This window comes from Streptomyces sp. NPDC101490 (assembly GCF_044767145.1).
GTDB lineage: Bacteria > Actinomycetota > Actinomycetes > Streptomycetales > Streptomycetaceae > Streptomyces.
In genome coordinates this window covers 280673-299129 of record NZ_JBIWNI010000007.1, presented here as the reverse complement: position 1 = coordinate 299129, position 18457 = coordinate 280673, and the positions used below count along the sequence as shown (strand labels likewise).

General features: G+C 72.8%; 20 protein-coding genes and 1 pseudogene. 14 read left to right on the top strand and 7 right to left on the bottom strand.

What is annotated here, in order from left to right:
• Window positions 1-72 precede the first annotated feature (72 nt).
• Window positions 73-543 (bottom strand): helix-turn-helix domain-containing protein, encoded by a 471-nt coding sequence (locus ACIRQY_RS17620; RefSeq protein WP_351796239.1) that lies wholly within the window; start codon window positions 541-543, stop codon window positions 73-75.
• Between the two features lie 135 nt (window positions 544-678).
• On the opposite strand from ACIRQY_RS17620, the gene ACIRQY_RS17615 reads away from it, so the two are divergent.
• On the top strand, window positions 679-1848 hold the full coding sequence (locus ACIRQY_RS17615) for a thiolase family protein (protein WP_403926420.1): 1170 nt from the start codon (window positions 679-681) through the stop codon (window positions 1846-1848).
• A gap of 148 nt (window positions 1849-1996) precedes the next feature.
• On the opposite strand, the gene ACIRQY_RS17610 is transcribed toward ACIRQY_RS17615, so the two are convergent.
• Window positions 1997-2761, bottom strand: coding sequence for a TVP38/TMEM64 family protein (locus ACIRQY_RS17610; protein ID WP_403926417.1), 765 nt, complete (start codon window positions 2759-2761; stop codon window positions 1997-1999).
• Between the two features lie 427 nt (window positions 2762-3188).
• Between ACIRQY_RS17610 and ACIRQY_RS17605 the strand changes: the two genes are divergently transcribed.
• Window positions 3189-3875 (top strand): DNA alkylation repair protein, encoded by a 687-nt coding sequence (locus tag ACIRQY_RS17605; RefSeq protein ID WP_403926509.1) that lies wholly within the window; start codon window positions 3189-3191, stop codon window positions 3873-3875.
• 67 nt (window positions 3876-3942) lie between these two features.
• Entirely contained in the window at window positions 3943-4788 is an 846-nt protein-coding gene (locus tag ACIRQY_RS17600) for a spermidine synthase (RefSeq protein ID WP_403926414.1), read from the top strand.
• Here the strand turns inward: ACIRQY_RS17600 and ACIRQY_RS17595 are convergent.
• Both ACIRQY_RS17595 and ACIRQY_RS17590 read right to left on the bottom strand, forming a co-directional pair.
• Entirely contained in the window at window positions 4750-6114 is a 1365-nt protein-coding gene (locus ACIRQY_RS17595) for an MFS transporter (RefSeq protein WP_403926411.1), read from the bottom strand. The two genes, ACIRQY_RS17600 and ACIRQY_RS17595, sit on opposite strands and share 39 nt — an antisense overlap.
• A 250-nt stretch (window positions 6115-6364) precedes the next feature.
• Entirely contained in the window at window positions 6365-7507 is a 1143-nt protein-coding gene (locus tag ACIRQY_RS17590) for a hypothetical protein (protein ID WP_403926408.1), read from the bottom strand.
• 133 nt (window positions 7508-7640) lie between these two features.
• On the opposite strand from ACIRQY_RS17590, the gene ACIRQY_RS17585 reads away from it, so the two are divergent.
• A complete protein-coding gene (locus ACIRQY_RS17585) occupies window positions 7641-8093 on the top strand; it encodes a DUF4442 domain-containing protein (RefSeq protein ID WP_351796257.1) in 453 nt (150 codons plus the stop codon).
• A 230-nt stretch (window positions 8094-8323) separates the two neighbouring features.
• Window positions 8324-8947: pseudogene (locus ACIRQY_RS17580) on the top strand (DedA family protein); the annotation flags it as partial.
• Window positions 8948-9167: 220 nt separating this feature from the next.
• Here the strand turns inward: ACIRQY_RS17580 and ACIRQY_RS17575 are convergent.
• Window positions 9168-9695 carry a gamma carbonic anhydrase family protein gene (locus ACIRQY_RS17575; RefSeq protein ID WP_351796858.1) on the bottom strand — a complete coding sequence of 176 codons (528 nt, stop codon included), beginning with the start codon at window positions 9693-9695 and terminating at the stop codon, window positions 9168-9170.
• A gap of 131 nt (window positions 9696-9826) precedes the next feature.
• On the opposite strand from ACIRQY_RS17575, the gene ACIRQY_RS17570 reads away from it, so the two are divergent.
• Together ACIRQY_RS17570 and ACIRQY_RS17565 are read left to right on the top strand one after the other, a co-directional pair.
• Entirely contained in the window at window positions 9827-10573 is a 747-nt protein-coding gene (locus ACIRQY_RS17570) for an acyltransferase (protein WP_403926403.1), read from the top strand.
• Window positions 10574-10597: 24 nt separating this feature from the next.
• Window positions 10598-10861, top strand: coding sequence for a DUF6225 family protein (locus ACIRQY_RS17565; protein WP_403926400.1), 264 nt, complete (start codon window positions 10598-10600; stop codon window positions 10859-10861).
• A 44-nt stretch (window positions 10862-10905) separates the two neighbouring features.
• On the opposite strand, the gene ACIRQY_RS17560 is transcribed toward ACIRQY_RS17565, so the two are convergent.
• Window positions 10906-11721 carry a thioesterase family protein gene (locus tag ACIRQY_RS17560; protein WP_403926397.1) on the bottom strand — a complete coding sequence of 272 codons (816 nt, stop codon included), beginning with the start codon at window positions 11719-11721 and terminating at the stop codon, window positions 10906-10908.
• Between the two features lie 392 nt (window positions 11722-12113).
• On the opposite strand from ACIRQY_RS17560, the gene ACIRQY_RS17555 reads away from it, so the two are divergent.
• The 6 genes from ACIRQY_RS17555 (at window position 12114) to ACIRQY_RS17530 (ending at window position 16123) form a co-directional block, all read left to right on the top strand.
• The gene (locus tag ACIRQY_RS17555; protein ID WP_403926395.1) at window positions 12114-12668 is read left to right on the top strand and encodes a hypothetical protein; all 555 of its coding nucleotides are present in this window, start codon (window positions 12114-12116) and stop codon (window positions 12666-12668) included.
• Window positions 12669-12952: 284 nt separating this feature from the next.
• Entirely contained in the window at window positions 12953-13525 is a 573-nt protein-coding gene (locus ACIRQY_RS17550) for a helix-turn-helix domain-containing protein (RefSeq protein ID WP_403926506.1), read from the top strand.
• 179 nt (window positions 13526-13704) lie between these two features.
• Window positions 13705-14268, top strand: coding sequence for a YbaK/EbsC family protein (locus ACIRQY_RS17545; RefSeq protein WP_403926392.1), 564 nt, complete (start codon window positions 13705-13707; stop codon window positions 14266-14268).
• A gap of 260 nt (window positions 14269-14528) precedes the next feature.
• Window positions 14529-14771, top strand: a complete 243-nt coding sequence (locus ACIRQY_RS17540; protein ID WP_403926390.1) for a hypothetical protein — start codon at window positions 14529-14531, stop codon at window positions 14769-14771.
• Window positions 14743-15264, top strand: coding sequence for a DUF6879 family protein (locus ACIRQY_RS17535; protein WP_403926388.1), 522 nt, complete (start codon window positions 14743-14745; stop codon window positions 15262-15264). Before ACIRQY_RS17540 ends, ACIRQY_RS17535 begins: the two co-directional genes overlap by 29 nt.
• A 13-nt stretch (window positions 15265-15277) precedes the next feature.
• Window positions 15278-16123, top strand: coding sequence for a helix-turn-helix domain-containing protein (locus ACIRQY_RS17530; protein ID WP_403926385.1), 846 nt, complete (start codon window positions 15278-15280; stop codon window positions 16121-16123).
• 944 nt (window positions 16124-17067) lie between these two features.
• Here ACIRQY_RS17530 and ACIRQY_RS17525 read toward each other — a convergent pair.
• On the bottom strand, window positions 17068-17511 hold the full coding sequence (locus ACIRQY_RS17525; protein ID WP_403926381.1) for a CoA-binding protein: 444 nt from the start codon (window positions 17509-17511) through the stop codon (window positions 17068-17070).
• 124 nt (window positions 17512-17635) lie between these two features.
• Here ACIRQY_RS17525 and ACIRQY_RS17520 point away from each other — a divergent pair, with 124 nt between their 5' ends.
• Entirely contained in the window at window positions 17636-18262 is a 627-nt protein-coding gene (locus tag ACIRQY_RS17520; RefSeq protein WP_403926378.1) for a YigZ family protein, read from the top strand.
• The last annotated feature ends 195 nt before the right edge of the window (window positions 18263-18457 follow it).

Here is an 18457-nt window from a genome sequence, read left to right as displayed (position 1 = left end):
GCCGTCCCGTTATGTACGTGTGCGGTCAGCAGGTCGAGCGCAGCGTACTCCCCCGAAGTGACGGGCAGGTGTTCAGACCGGCCGGGGGTGCGTCGGGCCGGTCACGGTCCAGCCCGGAGCCCGGACACGGGCCCTGAGCGAGTCGCCGTCGGCCTCGTCGCCGCAGTGCGCGCACACCACCCGGGGGCTGAGTTCCTCGCCGCACCGGTGCTCCAGGACGACCGGGCGGTCGTCCGCGTTCAGGTGGCGGTCGCCCCAGGCCATCAGGGTCATCAGGACCGGCTGGAGCTCCTCACCCGCCGGGGTCGCCCGGTACTCGAAGCGCGGGGGGTGCTCGCTGTACGGCACCTTCTCCAGGACTCCCGCCTCGACGAGGCGCTTGAGGCGGGAGGTGAGGATGTCGCGGGGGGCGCCTGTGTTGCGGGCGATCCGGTCGAAGCGGTGCACGCCGAGGGAGACCTCACGGAGCACGAGGAGCGAGTACTTCTCGCCGACGAGCGCGAGGGTGTCGGCGATGGAGCAGGGGCGGGGCGCGGCCTTCATGAGGTCAGGGTAGGACAGCCCGGGGCAGTGGGTCCGGAAATCCAATCGACTGGCCTGAGTGAGTTTGAAAGTCGAACTCGCTGGGTCATGTCACTGACGAGTGCCGGTCCACTTCTCCCACCCAGGAGCCCTGTCATGCGTGACGCCGTCGTCGTCGAAGCCGTCCGGACCCCGATCGGCAGGGGCAAGGCGGGCGGAGCCCTGTCCGGCGTCCACCCCGTCGCCCTCCTCTCCCACACCCTGCGTGCCCTGATCGAACGCTCCGGCATCGACCCCGCCCTCGTCGACGACGTGATCGGCGGGACCGTCGACCAGGTCGGTGAACAGGCGATGAACACCACCCGCTACGCCTGGCTCGGGGCCGGATTCCCCGAATCCGTGCCCGCCACCACCGTCGACCGTCAGTGCGGTTCCTCCCAGCAGGCCGTCCACTTCGCCGCGCAGGGAGTCCTCTCGGGGGCGTACGACATCGCCGTGGCCTGCGGGGTCGAGTCGATGAGCCGCGTCCCGATGTGGTCCAACGTGCCGCCCGGCGCCGATCCCTTCGGCCCCGGTGTCGCCGAGCGCTACCCCGGGGGCCTCGTCCCGCAGGGCATCAGCGCCGAACTGATCGCAGCCGAGTGGTCCCTCGGACGCGGGGCCATGGACGCCTTCGCCGCCGCCTCGCACACCAGGGCGGCCCGCGCCTGGGCGGACGGACTCTTCGACGCCGAGGTCGTCCCGTACGGGGACGTCCGCCGCGACGAGTCCGTCCGCCCCACGACCACCCCCGAGATCCTCGCCGGGCTCCGCCCCGCCTTCGAGGACCCCGGCTTCGCCGCCCGCTTCCCCCGGATCCAGTGGTCCGTGACCGCGGGGAACAGCAGCCCGGTCAACGACGGCGCCTCCGCCGTGCTCGTGATGGCCGCCGACACCGCGCGGAGCCTCGGCCTGCGCCCCCTCGCCCGGCTGCACTCCTTCGCCGTCACCGGCTCCGACCCGCTGCTCATGCTCAGCGGTGTCATCCCCGCCACCGAGAAGGTCCTGCGCCGCTCGGGACTCTCGCTCGACGACATCGACCTCTTCGAGATCAACGAGGCCTTCGCCAGCGTCGTCCTCGCCTGGCGGCAGGAGACCGGCGCCGACCCCGACAAGATCAATGTGCACGGCGGCGCCATCGCCCTCGGCCACCCCCTGGGCGCCAGCGGCACCCGGCTCACCACCACCCTGGTGCACGCCCTGCGGGCCAGGGGCGCCCGCTACGGACTCCAGGCGATGTGCGAGGCGGGCGGCCTGGCCAACGCGATGATCGTCGAGGCACTTTGACCGGTACGGGCGCCGGGTCGGTACGGACGCCAGGGTCCGTACGGGTGCCGTGCCGGGTCCGCGCGGTCGCCGGAATCCGTGTGGACGCTGTGCTCCCGTACGGGCGTGGGCGCCCGCGCGGCCGTACGTGGGCCCGCCCCCCCGGGGGTCAGCGCGCGGCGCCGCCCACCGGCTCCGGTGCCACGCCCGGTACCGGCGCCGGAACCGGGGCGGTGCCCCGCAGCCGGTGCCGCTTGCGCCAGGCCACCACCGCGGCGGCGAGGCCCGAGACGACGATGAAACCCGCCGAGAAGAGGAACGCGGGGGAGCCCGGCGAGTCCGCCTGGGCGCCCGCCACCACGTACGCCGCCGTGTTCGGCACCGTGCCCAGCGCCGTCGCCAGGAGGAACGGCAGGTACCCCATCCGCGAGATCGCCGCGCAGTAGTTCGCCGCCGCGAAAGGCACCCCGGGGAACAGCCGGATCGCCAGCATCGAACGGAACCCGTGCCTGCTCAGCTGCCCGTCCGCCGCCGCCAGCCACCGTCCCCGCAGCAACGGCCGCAGCGCGTCCTGCCCCAGGACCCGGCCGAGCGTGAACGAGATCCCGGCGCCCAGCACCGTCCCCGCGACCGCCGCCGTCAGACCGAAGGCCGACCCGAACAGCGCGCCCGCCGCCAGACTGAGCACCGGCCTCGGCACGAACGCCGCCGTGCACGCCCCGTACGCGAGGGCGAACAGCAGCACCGCGCCCGTCCCGTCCGCACCGGACCGCCAGCCCGAGGAGAGCAGCCGCTGCGGCTCGTACAGCAGCACGAGGGAACCCGCCGAGAGCAACAGCAGGGCGAGCAGCGAGAGCCGCGCGCGGGGCGAGAGCAGGACCCGGGAGCAGCGGAGGGCGAGGGAGCCCGGCGGCCGGGGTGCGGGAGCGAGCATTCGGGGAGAGTAACGGACGCCTCCGTATGATCGCCGTAATGTGCGTCATGTCCGCACGGGCCGGTCCCGGCGCACCGCAGGGCAGGGAGACCCCATGAGCGACACCGCACGGCCGGAACCCGGCCCCACGGGCGGCCCGGAACCGGCCCCGGCGGGCGCGGCCCACCCGCCCCGCGACGGCGCGGCCCCCGGCCGCCACGAGCCGGACCGGGCTCCCGCCGGGACGGCTCAGAGCCGCCCGGCCTCGGGCCGCCCGACCCCCGTCCGTACGGCCCCGGGGCGCCCCGAGCCGCGTACGACCGTCACGGGTTCCGCCGCGCCGCGTCGCGCCGCTCCCGGTGACGGCGCCCCCGACTCCGCCTCTGTCCCCGCCCCCGCCCCCGACCGGGCCTCTGCCCCCGACCCCGCCGTCGGCGACGACGGTTCCGTGCCCGACAGCGCCCTCGCCGACGTCCTCCTCGCACGGCTCACCGACGTCCTTCCCGCCGCCGGGAACCCCTTCCGGGCGCAGGAGATGACCGCGTACATGAAGGGCGTCGCTCCCTTCCTCGGGCTGCGGACCCCCGAGCGCCGCGCCCTCTCCCGTACCGTCCTCGACGGCACGGCCCGACCCGACGAGCGGGACTGCGCCGCCGTCGCCCTGCGCTGTTTCGCCCTGCCCGAGCGCGAGTACCACTACTTCGCCGTGGACTACCTGCGCCGTCACGTCCGGCGCTGCTCCTCCGGCTTCCTGCCCGTCGCCCGCCGTCTCGTCACCACCGTCTCATGGTGGGACACGGTCGACCACCTCGCCGCCCATGTCGTCGGCGGGCTCGTCGCCGCCGATCGCGCCCTCGCCGCCCGCATGGACGAGTGGATCGGCGACGAGGACCCCTGGGTGGCCCGGACGGCCCTCCTCCACCAGCTCCGCTTCAAGGCGGACACCGACGCCGACCGCCTGTTCACGTACTGTCTGCGGCGCGCCCCCGACACGGACTTCTTCCTCCGCAAGGCCATCGGCTGGAGCCTGCGCGAGTACGCCAAGACGTCCCCGGCGGAGGTCCGGGCCTTCGTCGCCGCCCACGGGGGCGAACTCTCCCCGCTCTCGGTGCGGGAGGCGACCAAGCACCTCTGAACGTCCCCGCGGGCTCCGCAGGGTCCTCTCCGGCGGAGCCGCGCCCGGGTCCCGGCAGAATGAGGGCGTGAACGAGCACCTTCCCGTCCTGCGCGAGACCGACCAGGGCACCGCACGCCTCATGCCCGACGTGGACCGGGAGCAGGCCTGGCTCCTGACGGTCGACGGCGCTCCCCAGTCGTACGTGGACCTCGACGACCCGGCGCACCTGGAGTTCGAGTACGCGCGCAGGCTCGCGCACGTCGTCGACGGCGCGGCCGAGGAGGGCGCCCCGCTGGACGTGCTGCACCTGGGCGGCGGGGCGCTGTCCCTGCCCCGGTACGTCGGCGTCACCCGGCCCGGCTCGCGGCAGGACGTGGTGGAGGCCGACCTCGGGCTGCTCGCCCTGGTCGCCGAGCACCTGCCGCTGCCCGAGGGCTCCGGCATCACGGTGCACGGCGCGGACGCCCGGCGCTGGCTGGAGGCCGCCCCCGCCGCCTCGGCCGATCTGATCGTCGGCGACGTCTTCGGCGGCTCGCGGGTGCCCGCCCACCTCACTTCCGTGGAGTACGCGCGCGAGGTGCGGCGCGTCCTGCGGCCCGGTGGCGTCTACGCGGCCAATCTGGCCGACGGGGCTCCCTTCGCGTTCCTCCGCTCCCAGCTGGCCACCTTCGCCACCGTCTTCCCGGAACTGGCGCTGGTCGCCGAACCCGCCGTGCTGCGCGGCCGCCGCTTCGGGAACGCGGTCCTCGTCGCCTCCGCCCGCGAACTCGACACCGCCCGCCTCGCGCGGCGGGCGGCGGCGGACGCCTTCCCCGCGCGCGTGGAGCACGGGGAGAAGGTCCGTCGGTTCACCGGGGACGCGGAACCGGTCCTCGACGCCGGGGCCGTACCCTCACCCGTTCCGCCGGAGGGCGCCTTCGGTATCGGGTGACCCCGCGGTCCCCGCGCCGGTTCCGGAGAGCGCCGTCTCCGGGACCGGCGGCGTCCCGCCGGGCTTCCCGGAGCGCGGGCGCCGGGTCATGTTCCGCACGTCGGGCACCAGCAGGACGAGCGCGGTGACGAGGGTCATCAGCGCCGCCGCCCCCCACAGCGCCTCGCTCCGGCCGAACGCGCTCTCCGCCGGGCCCGCGAGCGCGGTCGTCAGCGGCAGCAGGGCCGTCGAGCCGAACCAGTCGTACGCCGAGACCCGGGACAGCTTCTCCTCGGGGATCTCCTGGTGCATCGTCGTCATCCACGACACGCCGAACACCTCGATCGCCACCCCGCTGACGAACATCGCCGCGGTGAGCCCCACCACGTCCAGCGGCACGGCGAGCGCGGCCGAGGGCAGCGCGATCGGGAAGACGCAGAGCGTCCCGACGAACAGCATCCGGCGCGGTTTCCACCGGGCCATCAGGACGGCACCGGCCACGGTCCCCGCGCCGTAGGCGGCGAGCGCGATGCCCCAGGGGCGCGCGCCGCCCAGCTCGTCCCGGGCGACCATCGGCCCGAAGACCGCCTCGACCGCCCCGATCAGGCCCACCACCACGGAGAACTGGGCGACGATCGACCACAGCCAGGGGCGGCCGACGAACTCCCGCCAGCCGTCCCGCAGGTCCGCGAAGAGGCCGCCGCCGGGCGCCCGGTCCGGGATGCCGCTCACGTCGAGGAAGGCCCGCAGCCCGCCCGCCAGCGCGAACGCGACCGCGTCGATGACGAGGACCCAGCCCGGTCCGACGAAGGCGACGAGGGCGCCGCCGAGCGCGGCGCCGCCGATGGAGGCACCGTGCATGGCCATCCGGTAGACGGCGAAGGCACGGCTCGCCTGCTCCCCGGTGACGGTGGACAGCAGCATCCCCTCGGCCGCCGGGTTGAAGAACGCCTGCCCGGTGCCGCACAGCCCGGTGAGGATCATCATCTGCCAGATCTGCGCCTCGCCGGTGAGGACGAGGACGGCGAAGACGGCCTGGGAGACGCAGTTGAGGACGTTGGCGGCGACCATCACCCGATGCCGGGGGATCCGGTCGGCGACCGCGCCGCCGACCAGCAGGAAGAGGACGAGGGGCAGGAAGCGCGCCATCGCCACCAGACCGACGTCCCCCGCGTCGCCGCCGGACTCGAACACCGCCCAGGTCGTGGCGATCAGCGCGCCGTGCGTGCCGAGATTGGTCACGACGGTGGCGGCGGTGAGGAGGACGTAGTTGCGGCCGGCCCACTCGGGGCGGCGGCCGGGACGGTGCGGGGTGCGGCCGGGGGAGGCGTCGGCGGGGGTGCTCACCCCGGGACTATCCCTGTCGGCACCCTCGGGCGCCAACCCGATTTCGGGGAGGAGGGCTCCGGCGGACGGCTCCGGCGGACGGACACGGCCGGGGCGGCCGGGGCGCGCCGGACGGGCGGGACCCGGTGCGCGGAAGGGCCCGGTGCGCGGAAGGAGCGCGCACCGGGCCGGGTGCCGTACGCGGACGGCCCGAGCCTCGGACGGCCCGGGCCTCAGGCGGCCCGAAGGACGGCCGGAAGGCGGTACGGGCTCAGGACGACGGGGCGAGCCGGACCGTCGAGAGGATCTTCCGGATGACGGTGTCCGGCAGCTCGTCGGCGACACCGGCGGCACCGTAGAGGACCCACGTCGAGAAGTCGCCCTGAGCGTTCTTGAAGGTGAAGGCGTACGACTTGCCGTCCGTCTCGCACTTGTTGCGCTTCTTGACGTTCGGCGCCTTGGCGGTGGCCAGGCTGCCGGTGAGGCCCGACGCGGTGGTGTACGGGACGGGCTTGCTGATCTGGATGGTGCTCTGCGGCATGTGCTGCGCGTAGCCGCCCCAGACCCAGGTGCCCGCCTCGCTGCGGGAGGCGGCGTCGGTGTTCTTGGCGCCCTGGCCGCCCTTGGTGCCCGCGGTGCTCAGGCTCCAGCTCTCGTCGCGGCCGTTCTTGTCGACGTCGTAGGTGCACCACTGGCTCTTGAGCCGGGTGGGGCTCGACATGGTGACGAGCGGGCTGCCGTCGTTCTTCTTCTCGTCGTCGAAGAAGGTGAGCGAACCGGGCTTCTGCACCTCCCACTCCGGCGGTACGTCGAAGAGGGTGCCGTACTTCGGGTTGTGGACGACCTTCCAGCCCGGAACGGTCGGCTGCTGGGCGGCGCCGTCACGCGGGTTGGCGAGGGTCGGCGAAGAGCTGGGGTCCGTCGGGGCGGAAGCCGTCACGGACGGCTTCCGGTCGTCGGCCACGGGCTTCTCGCCGTCGTCCTTCTTGCCGAGGACGAAGAAGGCGGTGGCGCCCGCCGCTACCACCACGGCGGTGGCGGCGACGACCGCCACCAGAGCGGTCCTCTTCTTCCCGCCGCCGGGAGAGCCGCCAGGCCCGCCGGGGACGCCGGGCCCGCCGGGCGCGGGCGCCCCGTACTGCTGCTGCGGCATGGTCGGCTGCTGGTACGGGTTCGGCTGCCCGTACCCCGGCTGCTGCCCGTACCCGGGCTGCTGTCCGTATCCCTGCTGTGGGTATCCGGGCTGCGTGGGCGGCTGCGGATGGCCGGGCTGTGCCGGCGGCTGTGGGTAACCCGGCTGGCCGGGCGGCTGCTGATACGGGTTCGGCTGCTGGTACCCCGGCTGCTGATAGGGGTTCTGGTTCGGGTCCTGCGGGTTCTGCTCGCCCCCGGGCGGCTGCTGTCCTGGCCACATGGCCAGTAACCATAGAGGTGCGGGGACGACCGGACCACGCCCGCCCCCGGGCACGCGCGCGCGGGACCCCTCCTCCACACAAGGCGTGAGAAGGGATGGCCAAGACTTCTACCGGTGGGTAACATCGGGGTCCATGAGCGCAGACCAGATGTCCGTGGGCGAGATGCTCGCCGCCACGGTTCCCATGGCCGGGACCCTGAACCTGGAGTTCCTGGAGACCACCGCCGAGCGCGCCGTCGTCCGCCTGCCGGACCAGCCCGCCTACCGCAACCACGTCGGCGGACCGCACGCCGGAGCGATGTTCACCCTGGCCGAGTCCGCCAGCGGCGCCATCGTGCTCGCCGCCTTCGGCGCCCAGCTGGGCCGCGCGGTCCCGCTCGCCGTCCGCGCCGAGATCGGCTACAAGAAGCTGGCCATGGGCGTCGTCACCGCCACCGCGACCCTCGGCCGCCCCGCCGACGAGGTGATCGCCGAACTCGACGCCGGAGAGCGCCCCGAGTTCCCGGTACGGATCGACATCACCCGTGAGGACGGCGCCGTGACCGGAGAGATGACGGTCGTCTGGACCCTCCGCCCGAAGTCCTGACACCCGCCGTCCGCCGCCCGGTGGCCCCGGGGCGGCGGAGTGCGTCCCGCACCGCCCCCGTACCCCTTCCCGGGGGGTGCGGGGGCGGTCCGCGTTCCCCGGTGGGCGGCGGCCCGGCGCGGTCGCCCCGACCGGTAGAGTGCCCCGGTCGTGCCCGGCCGGGCACGACGGCGGCCCGGCCCCGACCACGGGCCGGGCGCGGCCGGGCAGCCGAAACGGGAGGAAGCCGCGTGCACGTCCAGGAGTGGTTGGAGACGATCCCCGCGATCGCCGTCTACGCCCTGGTGGGGGTGGTGATCGGGCTGGAGAGCCTGGGCATCCCGCTGCCCGGTGAGATCGTCCTCGTCAGTTCGGCGCTGCTCGCCTCGCAGCACGGCGACATCGACCCGTACGTGCTCGGCGCCTGCGCCGTCGCCGGGGCGATCGTCGGTGACTCGATCGGTTACGCGATCGGCCGCAAGGGCGGCCGTCCGCTGCTCGCCAGACTGGAGAGGAAGTTCCCCAGACACTTCAGCGAGGCCAACATCGGCCTGGCCGAGAGCTCCTTCCGGAAGTGGGGCATGTGGGCGGTCTTCTTCGGTCGTTTCATCGCCCTCCTCCGCATCTTCGCCGGGCCGCTGGCGGGCGTGCTGCACATGCCGTACTGGAAGTTCCTCGTCGCCAACGTCCTCGGCGGCATCCTGTGGGCGGGCGGCACCACGGCCGTCATCTACTCCGTCGGCATCGTCGCGGAGGCCTGGCTCAAGCGCTTCTCCTGGCTCGGCCTCGTCCTCGCCCTGCTGATCGGCGCCGCCTCGATGCTGATCATCAGGAACCGCGCCAAGAAGGCGGCGGCGGAGCGGTCCGGGTCCCCGGAGCCGGGCCCGGCCGGGGGGGGGGGCGGGGGGGCGCCCGCCCCGGGGGGGGGGGGGGGGGGGGCGGGGCGGGGGGGGGCCCGCCCCCCCCCCCCCGGGCCGGGGGGGGGCGGGGCCCGGGGGGGGGGGGGGGGGGGGGGCCCCGGGCGCGGGCCCCCCCCCCCTCCCCGTACCAGCGGGACCCTGACAGCTCAGTCCCGTGTCCGTGGGGCCCGACGGCTCAGTCCTCGAAGGCCTCCGCGTGGCCCTTGGCGAGGTGCAGGTACATCTCGGCGTTCAGCCGGATGCCCGCCCGCTCCTCCTCGGTCAGCGGGCGACGCACCTTCGCCGGGACGCCCGCGACCAGCGAGCCCGGCGGGACCTCCATGCCCTGCGGGACGAGCGCCTGCGCGGCGACGAGCGAACCGGCGCCGATCCGCGCGCCGTTGAGGACGGTCGCGCCCATGCCGACGAGGACGTCGTCCTCGATGACACAGCCGTGCACGGTCGCGTTGTGGCCGACGGTCACGCGCGCGCCGATCGAGACGGGGAAGCCGGGATCGACGTGCACCGTGCAGTTGTCCTGCACATTGGAGTCCTCCCCGATCTCGATGGCCCCGCAGTCCGCCCGGAGCACCGCGTGGTACCAGACGCTGGCCCGCGCGCCGAGGGTCACCTCGCCGAGCACCACGGAGGTCGGCGCGGTGAAGGCGGTCGGGTCGATCCGGGGCTCCTTGCCGCCCACACCCTTGATCAACGCCTCTGTCATCGTTCGCTCCTGATCGTCAGCCGTCGTGCCGCGCCCGGGGGTGCCCCCGGCGGCAGCCTATGCCGTGCTCATGACGGACATCACAGCGCACCGCACCGAACAGGCACGACACCGCCGACTACGGTGGCCGGGTGCCCAGGAACAGAAACACGTTCTCCTCCCTGTCCGCCTGGCGGCGCCGGGTTCTCACCCGAGCCGTGCAGGGCGGCTGGCGCTGGGTGCGGGAGACCGGATCGGTCACCGCCGAGCACCCCGGCAGGCTCCGCTTCCGCCGCCTCGGCGCCGGCACCCGGCTCGCCTTCCCACAGGGCACCGTCTTCGGCGAGCCGTGGATCGAGGTCGGCGAGTGCTGCATCATCGCCGAACAGGTCACGCTGACGGCGGGGATGCTGCCCGACCTCGACCTCGGGAAGGACACGGTCCTGACCCTCGGTGACGGGGTCGTCCTCGGCCGGGGCAGCCATGTCATCGCCGACGCGAAGGTGACCATCGGCTCGGACACCTACTGCGGTCCGTACGTCTACATCACCTCCACCAACCACAGCTACGACGACCCGGACGAGCCGGTCGGCCGCCAGTGGCCCCGCTCCGCACCCGTCTCCATCGGGCCCGGCTGCTGGCTCGGCACCGGCGCGGTGGTCCTGCCCGGCGCCCGGCTCGGCCGGAACGTGGTCGTCGCGGCGGGCGCGGTCGTACGGGGAGAGGTGCCCGACCACTCGGTGGTCGCCGGCGCCCCGGCCCGGATCGTCCGCGGCTGGGACCCCGAGAAGGGCTGGCAGCCCCCGCTCCGCACCCCGGCCCCGGTACCGATCCCGGAACACGTGACCCCGGAACAGCTCGCCGCGCTGGCCGCGTGGGAGGTCCAGCGGACCGGCTGAGCCCCGGCCCGTACCCTTCGCCCCATGGCAGAGACCTTCGAGCACGACCCCGTCATATGGACCGCGGGACAGCTCCGCGAGGCGCTGAAGGACGTCCCCGACGACACGCCCCTGTACATCGGGGTGGCGCCCCGGCCGGACGCGGAGGACTTCGACGACCAGGTGCTCGTGGGGTACGCGGCCGTCACGCGGTACCGGCCCGCGACCGGGTCCGGGCCCGCCCGGAAGGACGTCGAGCACACCCTGTTCGCCCAGTGGCCCGGCGGGCGGTACGAGGTGCCGGAGTGACCGGGCAGTGACCGGGCCGGGAATCCCCCGCACCGCCCGGCGGCTCACTTCCCGGACTGCGGACGGACGGTGAGGATCTGCTCCGCGCGGCCCACGGGCCCGTGGACGTCGTGCAGGACACTGCTGGTGAGCCCCTGCCCCGACGGCCCGAAGACGACCGTCGTGTCGAGGCCGGTCCAGCGGCCCCTCGGCTGCCGGTGCAGATGGATCGTCAGATCGAGGTTGGGGAACATCCAGGCACCGGGGTCCTGCTGCACGGCGATCCCGTTCGCGGTGTCCACCAGCGTCACGTACGAGGCGAGCGGGCCGACCTCCTCGCCCGCGACCAGGGTGAGGGGCGTGGACAGCCACGCCGTGGCGCGCCCCCTGCGGACCGTGGGCGTCCGCCGCACCTCGATCGAGGAGACGTACCCGCCGTTCCAGGCGGCTCCCATCGCCCACCGGTCGAGCGCGTCGGGGGCGGGCAGCGGCTCGACGGGGCTGTCGGCGACGGCCGAGGTGTCCTGGGCGGCGAGCAGCCAGGCGCGGGCGCGCACGACCGCGCGCCCGCCGATGGTGACGGTCGCTTCGAGGAGTTCGATGGTCCGCCCGGGGCGGAGGGTCTCCACGGTGACCGCGCACTCGTCGAGGGCGATCCTGCCGAGGATGTCGTAGCTGATCCGGGACAGGAGCAGCGGTCCGTGCGCGGTGGCGGGCCGGGCCGCGAGGTGCTGCTCCACGGTGTGCGCGACGAGCCCCGAGAGCGGGCTGAAGTGCTGCTCGTCGGCGCTCCACGCGCCGCCCGCGTGGGCCGTGGGCTTGAAGTGGTGCTCACCGGTCCGCTCGTAGTAGCTCGCGGGAGCGAGGGCGCCTGTGGTCACGGGATCGGGCCTCCTGAAGCGGGACGGAGCGGGGTGGAGCGGGATGGAGAAGAAGGGGGGGGAGCGTGATGGAGCGGGATGGAGAAGGGGCGCGTGATGGGGCGAAGCGGGGCAGAGCGCGAGGGGGCGGGCGGGCCGGGGGAGCGCGCCGACAGAGGGAGCGCAGGGGTAGCTGTATCTCTCACGCATCGTAGGGAGCGCCGTCCTCGTCGGCGGTGTGATCTCCCGCACAGCGCGTCAGGCGCCCTGCTCCGCAGGTGACTTCCGTCGTCGCGCGGGCCCGGTTCACCCCTGGGGGTCTTCCCCGCGGAATCGCCGGAACCGGTCCGATCGGCGGACTACCGTGCAATCGTGCCGCGCGGCCCGTCGCGGCCCGCGTGAGGAGGACTCCTGTGCCATCGTCCTGCGACCCCCGCTACGCACCCGCCGGGGATGTGAGTGCGGCGCTCCTGGTGATCGACTCCAGGCTCAAGTCCGTCTATGACGGCCAGGTCATGGACGCGGACGAACAGCGGCGTCTCGACGGGCAGTTCATCCGGTCCCTCGGCCCCACGGGCGCCCAGGACCTGCTGGACGGAGCGTGCACGCTCGTCTTCATGTTCATGAAGTGGCTGCGGAGCGCCTGCGAACAGCACGACCAGGACGTCATCGAGTACGTGGTCCCCAATCTGGTGACCACGATGCGGATGATGCCCCGGAGCATCCGCCCCGAGACCGTCCCCACCATGGCGGGCCTCGTCGTCGCGGCGGGCACCGGTCTGAGCCCCAGCCTGTGGCGCCGCCAGTACGGGGAGTGGACGCCGGAGGAGATGAACTCCCTGGAGGCCACCGCCTTCCTGCTCGCGGAACTGATCAACCGGGTCACCGGGGACCGCGCCTTCGCCACCCGGATGATCGCCGAGGCGCTGACCGCCGCGGACGGCGAGGAGACGGGCGAGCCGGGGTGACGGACGAGCCGGGGGTGATACGGGTGGCCGGGTGGCGGGGGAGACCCGGACGCGACTCGGGGAGCACTTCCTGGGGACAGCTCGGGGCCGGATACGGCTCCGGGGGCCTCGGACAGGGTTCCGGAGGCGATCCCACGACGGCGACCACGCCCTCGCGGACGCGCACGGCACGGCCCGTGCGGGGCCCGGAAGGCCACACGGGCAGTACAGTGCGGTGAACCATGCGGTACATCCCACCGTAGTTCACTCCATTGGACTCTTTCATCCAGGACATGGGACGGAACGTGTCGGACCTCGACCAGCTCACGCAGTCGCTAGCCCGGAACCTGAAGCGCTGGCGCAAGGAGCGGGCGCTCACCCTGGACGCCCTCGCCGCCCGTGCGGGCGTCAGCCGAGGCATGATCATCCAGATCGAGCAGGCCCGGACCAACCCCAGCGTCGGCACCACCGTCAAACTGGCCGACGCGCTCGGTGTCTCGATCACGACCCTGCTCGACCACGAGCAGGGCCCCCAGGTCCGGCTCGTCCCGCCGGAGCAGGCCGTGCGCATGTGGTCCACCTCCACCGGCAGCCAGACCACGCTCCTCGTCGGCACCGAGGCACGAGGCCCCCTGGAACTGTGGTCCTGGACCCTCATGCCCGGCGACGGCAGCGCCTCCGACCCGCATCCCGACGGCACGGTCGAACTGCTCAGCGTGACCTCCGGCGTCCTCACCCTGGTCGTGGACGGCGCGGAGCACACCCTGCCCTCGGGCACCTCGGCCGTCTTCGAGGCCAATACGGCACACGCGTACCGCAACGACGGGACCGCCCCGGTGGAGATGACGATGGCGGTCTCCATCCCGCCCGTACGCTGATCCGGCCCGTACTCCGGTCCGATCCATGCGCTGGGACGGCCCGTACTCCGGTCCGATCCGTACGCTGGGACGGCCCGTACTCCGGTCCGATCCGTACGCTGGGACGGCCCGTACTCCGGTCCGATCCGTACGCTGGGACGAACGGTCCCGAGCGGAGCGCCGGTTGTTAGCGTGTGCTCATGCGCGCACCCATCGGATCCTTCGAAGACGCCGCCCCCGCCGCCGAGCGTCTCGACCTGCTCACCGGACCCGTCGCGGCCGCCGTCCGGGCCTGGACGGGCCCCGTCCCCGCCGAGCAGCTGCTGTACGTCGACACCGATCCGGCCATCGCCGACACGGCCGTCTTCGTCGAGCACCACGGGCCCGGACTGCTCGATGCCTCCGCCAACTGCGTGGTCGTCGCGGGCCGCAGGGGCGACACGACCACACTGGCCGCCTGCGTCGTGAAGTCCGCCGCCCGGGTCGACGTCAACGGGGTCGTCCGCAAGCACCTCGGCGCCCGCAAGGCGTCCTTCGCCCCGATGGACACGGCGACCGGCGAGACCGGCATGGAGTACGGGGGCATCACCCCCATCGGCCTCCCCGGGGACTGGCCGCTCCTCGTGGACGCCGCCGTCGTCGACACCGACTGGGTCCTCGTCGGCAGCGGGCGCAGGCGCGGCAAGCTCATCCTGCCGGGCAAGGCGTTCGCCCAGCTGCCGGGCGTGACCGTCATGGAGGGCCTGGGCGTCCCACTCGGCTGAGGACCGAAGCACCGGCGGCAGTCGAGCGGGCGGAGCCCGGGGGCGCCCGCCAGGGTCTCCGGACACGGAACCGAGGCGCGCGGCCCTGGGTACGGCATTCCTTTCCACTGCCGAGCGCACTCACCGGCATCCTGCCCGAAGTGGGTAGGGGTTTTCTGCGTTTCGACCCTGGCCGCTTACTAGTTGGCCCTCTTGACGTCCGGTGACTCAGGCGGGAATGTCGTAGAACATTGCGCAACCGACACGAACGGGGAGAACTCGTGGCTCTACGATCGTTCGGCAAGGACCCCGACACCAACGGCGAGCACTGCCCGACAGTGTGGCTCGACGAGGACAAAGGGGAGTTCGTGTTCCAGGGATGGAAGGCTGACGAAACGCTCCAGGCAGAATGCCTCCTGACGGGATCGATTCCGGGCACGGAGGCAGTCGTCCGGCTGCCCGTGCGCATGGTGCAGCAGATCAGGGAGGCGTGCGATGCCGCCGAAGGTGCCGACCTTCGCTGAGCTGATCGCGGCGAGCAACCAGTCCGCGGTACACCTGGAGACACGCGACGTGTACGGAGTCGTGGAAGAGGACGCCGAGTTCGCGGCCTGGCGGGCGGGGTGGCGGTACGACCACGACGACCGTGAGTCCTGGTGGACCCCGTTCCATCAGGTGGTCGCGGACGCCGTTGGCAGGGGTGTGGCCGTGCGCCGAGCGCGCGTGGTGTCCGAGCCGGTCAGCGAGTACATCCGCTACGAGCATTCGTGTACGCCGCAGAACCTTGCGGCCGGCGAGGAAGTCAGGTGGTTGCCGCGACGCATGAGTACCGACCTGCTTCTTCCAGGAGACCTGTGGATCTTCGATGGCCGCATTGCTCGCTACGGACTCTTCAGCGGTGAGGGGCGGTTCGTAGCCGACGTCATGGAAGACCGCAGAGATGTCGTCGAGCGGCATGCAGAGGCGTTCGAGGCCGTTTGGGAGCGCGCAGTCCCGCACTCGGCTTTCCAGATCTGACGGGCACGCGTCCGTGCAGCCTTCCTACCCGTCTCCGGCCCTCGATGCTGCGCGCCGTGCCATAGCGGGGCAGCTGCAGGAGATTCGCCGGGACGCCGGGCTGACGGGTAGAGAGGTGGCCAAGAGGGCCGGCTGGCTGCCGTCGAAGGTCTCCAGGCTTCAGAGCGCCACAACGCCACCCTCCGACGCCGACATTCGCGCGTGGTGTACGGCATGTGACGCGGAGGAACGTATCCCCGATCTCTTGGCGGCCAACCGGACCGCCGACTCCATGTACCTGGAATGGCGCCGAGTCCAGCGCACGGGCCTGCGCCGCCTCCAGGAGTCCCGCATCCCTCCGCATGTGCAGACGACTCAGCTTCGCGTCTACAGCTCGACAGTGATTCCGGGGCATCTCCAGACCCGCAGCTACGCAACGGCGCTCCTGCGGAGCGTGGCAAGCGTTCACGGTACGCGCGACGACGTGGACGAGGCCGTGTCTGCCCGGTTGGTCCGAGCCGCGATCATCACGGAGCCGGGGCGTACGTTCGCCTTCGTCGTGGAGGAGTCGGCGCTTCGACGGCACATCGGTGGATCCGACGTGATGACGGAGCAGCTCCTTCATCTTCTCGACGCCGGTCGGTATCCCGCGGTCTCGCTGGGTGTCATTCCCAGCGTCGGCGCCGCCAGGTGGCCGCTTGAGACCTTCACCGTGTATGACGACGAGAAGGTGTTCGTCGAGCTCCTCACGGCCGCACTGACGATCACAGCCCCCACAGAGGTGGCGAAGTACGTCACCGCCCACGTCGAGATGACACAGGCGGCTGTGTTCGGTCAGGACGCGTACCGGATCATCGCCAGTGCCATTCCGGCATCCTGATTGCCGTAGAACCTTGTAGAACTGCGTGGAATCGGAAAGCGGCTCCCGCCTACCTTCATCGCTGAAGAGGACGGTGAGCACATGCCCGATCACGGTGAGCAGACGCAGGCGCCCGAAGGCTGGCAGCCCGCGACGGGGCGGTTCGTGGTCGACGGGAACGGTCGTATCGGCCGTGTCGTCGACAGTGATCTCCAGGGGACTCACCTGCGCCCGCCTGGTGGTGGCAGGGAGTGGATGAGCGCCCCGGAGAATCTGCGTCCCCCCCACTCCGGCGGAGATGGACGCCATCCGGGTCGTGACCACTCCGGTTCCGGCAGTGGAGCGGTGAGTCGCGCAGTGCTGCGCTTCGAGACGCACAGCATCGGCCGACACCCGGATTCAGAGGCAACGGTCACGGCCCGATGCCTGCGGCCGGAGTGCGGATGGTCGGTGGCGCCAACGCCGGATGCGGCTGCGGTAGACGTCGAGTGCATGAGCCACAAGGGGCGCACAGGGCACGCGATATTCGCCAGGACTGTTGAAGACGTCGCTGTGGTCGTACCTGGCGGACAGCTCCGGTCCCGGACTCCGGGGAGAGCTCGCGGGGCCGGGTCGCACCCGCGCGGACAGCTCGCCACTGACGGCGCGGAAGGCGGGCAGGGCGTGGACCGGTGAGGTCGGATCCATGCCCTGCCCGCGTAGAGGACGTCGACGATGCGCCCCGCCCGGCCACTGAGTGCCTTGGGCCCGATCCTTCGGAGAAGCGTGACCAGGGCACCTCCGTACCGCTAGGGCGTGTTTCAAAAGTGGCGTCGTCTGCCCGGAGGGCAGGCCTGGCGGCGTCTGGTGCGTGCGATCGCAAGGCGGAGGGTCGCTCCGATACTGGATGTATCGGGGTGATCCCGACAACGCGGCGAGCGTGCGTGCCAGGCGTCGCCAGGCAGGCGGGACTTTCGAAACACGCCCTAACCCAGGCGGGGGATCTCGATCGCCGGGCAGCGGTTCATCACCATGTCGAGGCCCGCCGCGCGGGTGCGTTCGAACGCCGCCTCGTCGATCACGTCCAGCTGGAACCAGACCGCCTTCGCGCCGATCCCGACCGCCTCGTCCGCGACCGCGCCCGCCAGATCGGCGTTCACGAACACGTCCACGACGTCCACCGGGAACGGGATGTCCGCCAGCGAGGCGTACCCCTTCTCGCCGTGGACGGTCTCCGCCTTCGGGTGGACCGGGACGATCCGCTTCCCGAAGCGCTGGAGGACGGCCGCGACCGCGTACGCCGCGCGCGCCGTGTTCGAGGAGAGCCCCACCACCGCCCAGGTGTCCCCGGTGGACGTGAGGATCCTGCGGACCGCCTCCGACGCGGAGTACCCGGCCGGGTCGGTGGTGGTCGTCGTGTCGCCGCTCATCGCTCGTACTGCCTCTCCTCGGCGCGGCCCGTCCTGACGACCGCCTTCCTCCCCGACAACGAGCCGCCCCGGGACCTGATTCCCGCCGGGAGGGCCGGTCCCGGCGGGAACGTACGCTGGTCGGATGCAGGAGCAGTACCGCACCCCGGCCCGCGAGGGCGTCCACGAGACCGAGATCAACCGCTCGCGCTTCCTCTGCGCGCTCGCGCCCGTCGCCGACGAGCGGGAGGCGCAGGAGTTCGTCGCGCGCGTCCGCAGGGAGCACCCGACCGCCACCCACAACTGCTACGCGTACGTCCTCGGCGCCGACGCCTCCGTCCAGAAGGCCAGCGACGACGGCGAACCCGGCGGCACGGCGGGGGTGCCCATGCTGCAGATGCTGCTGCGCCGGGACATGCGGTACGTCGCCGCCGTCGTCACCCGCTACTACGGCGGGGTGAAGCTCGGCGCGGGCGGGCTCATCCGCGCCTACGGCGGAGTGGTCGGCGAGGCCATCGACACGCTCGGCACGGTGACCCGGCAGCGTTTCCGGCTCGTCACCGTCACCGTCGACCACCAGCGGGCGGGCAAACTGGAGAACGACCTGCGGGCGACCGGCCGGGCCGTCCGGGACGTGCGGTACGCCGACGCCGTCACGATCGAGATCGGCCTCCCGGACGCCGACGTCCCCGCCTTCCGCGCCTGGCTCGCGGACGCCACGGCGGGCACGGCGTCGTGCGAGATCGGCGGCGAGGCGTACGGCGACGCGTGACGCCACCGCGGCCGGGCCGCGTGGCCCGGCCGGAGCCGTTCGAGGGGTCGGAGCGCTGGGGCCGGGGGCATCCGGAGACCGGGCCCGGGTCGGGACGCACACCGGTCGGGACCGGGACTGGACCGAACCCAGGGACTGGCACCGGTCGGGACTGGGACCGGACCGGACCGGACCCAGGGACTGACACCGGTCGGG

Bases quoted from the DNA above. Each gene is read 5' to 3' on its own strand.
- ACIRQY_RS17565 (WP_403926400.1), top strand. From the start codon at position 10,598: ATGGCAGAGACCTTCGAGCACGACCCCGTCATATGGACCGCGGGACAG.
- ACIRQY_RS17585 (WP_351796257.1), top strand. From the start codon at position 7,641: ATGAGCGCAGACCAGATGTCCGTGGGCGAGATGCTCGCCGCCACGGTT.
- ACIRQY_RS17615 (WP_403926420.1), top strand. From the start codon at position 679: ATGCGTGACGCCGTCGTCGTCGAAGCCGTCCGGACCCCGATCGGCAGG.
- ACIRQY_RS17525 (WP_403926381.1), bottom strand. From the start codon at position 17,511: ATGAGCGGCGACACGACGACCACCACCGACCCGGCCGGGTACTCCGCG.
- ACIRQY_RS17545 (WP_403926392.1), top strand. From the start codon at position 13,705: ATGCGCGCACCCATCGGATCCTTCGAAGACGCCGCCCCCGCCGCCGAG.
- ACIRQY_RS17575 (WP_351796858.1), bottom strand. From the start codon at position 9,695: ATGACAGAGGCGTTGATCAAGGGTGTGGGCGGCAAGGAGCCCCGGATC.
- ACIRQY_RS17620 (WP_351796239.1), bottom strand. From the start codon at position 543: ATGAAGGCCGCGCCCCGCCCCTGCTCCATCGCCGACACCCTCGCGCTC.
- ACIRQY_RS17520 (WP_403926378.1), top strand. From the start codon at position 17,636: ATGCAGGAGCAGTACCGCACCCCGGCCCGCGAGGGCGTCCACGAGACC.
- ACIRQY_RS17610 (WP_403926417.1), bottom strand. From the start codon at position 2,761: ATGCTCGCTCCCGCACCCCGGCCGCCGGGCTCCCTCGCCCTCCGCTGC.
- ACIRQY_RS17590 (WP_403926408.1), bottom strand. From the start codon at position 7,507: ATGTGGCCAGGACAGCAGCCGCCCGGGGGCGAGCAGAACCCGCAGGAC.
- ACIRQY_RS17535 (WP_403926388.1), top strand. From the start codon at position 14,743: ATGCCGCCGAAGGTGCCGACCTTCGCTGAGCTGATCGCGGCGAGCAAC.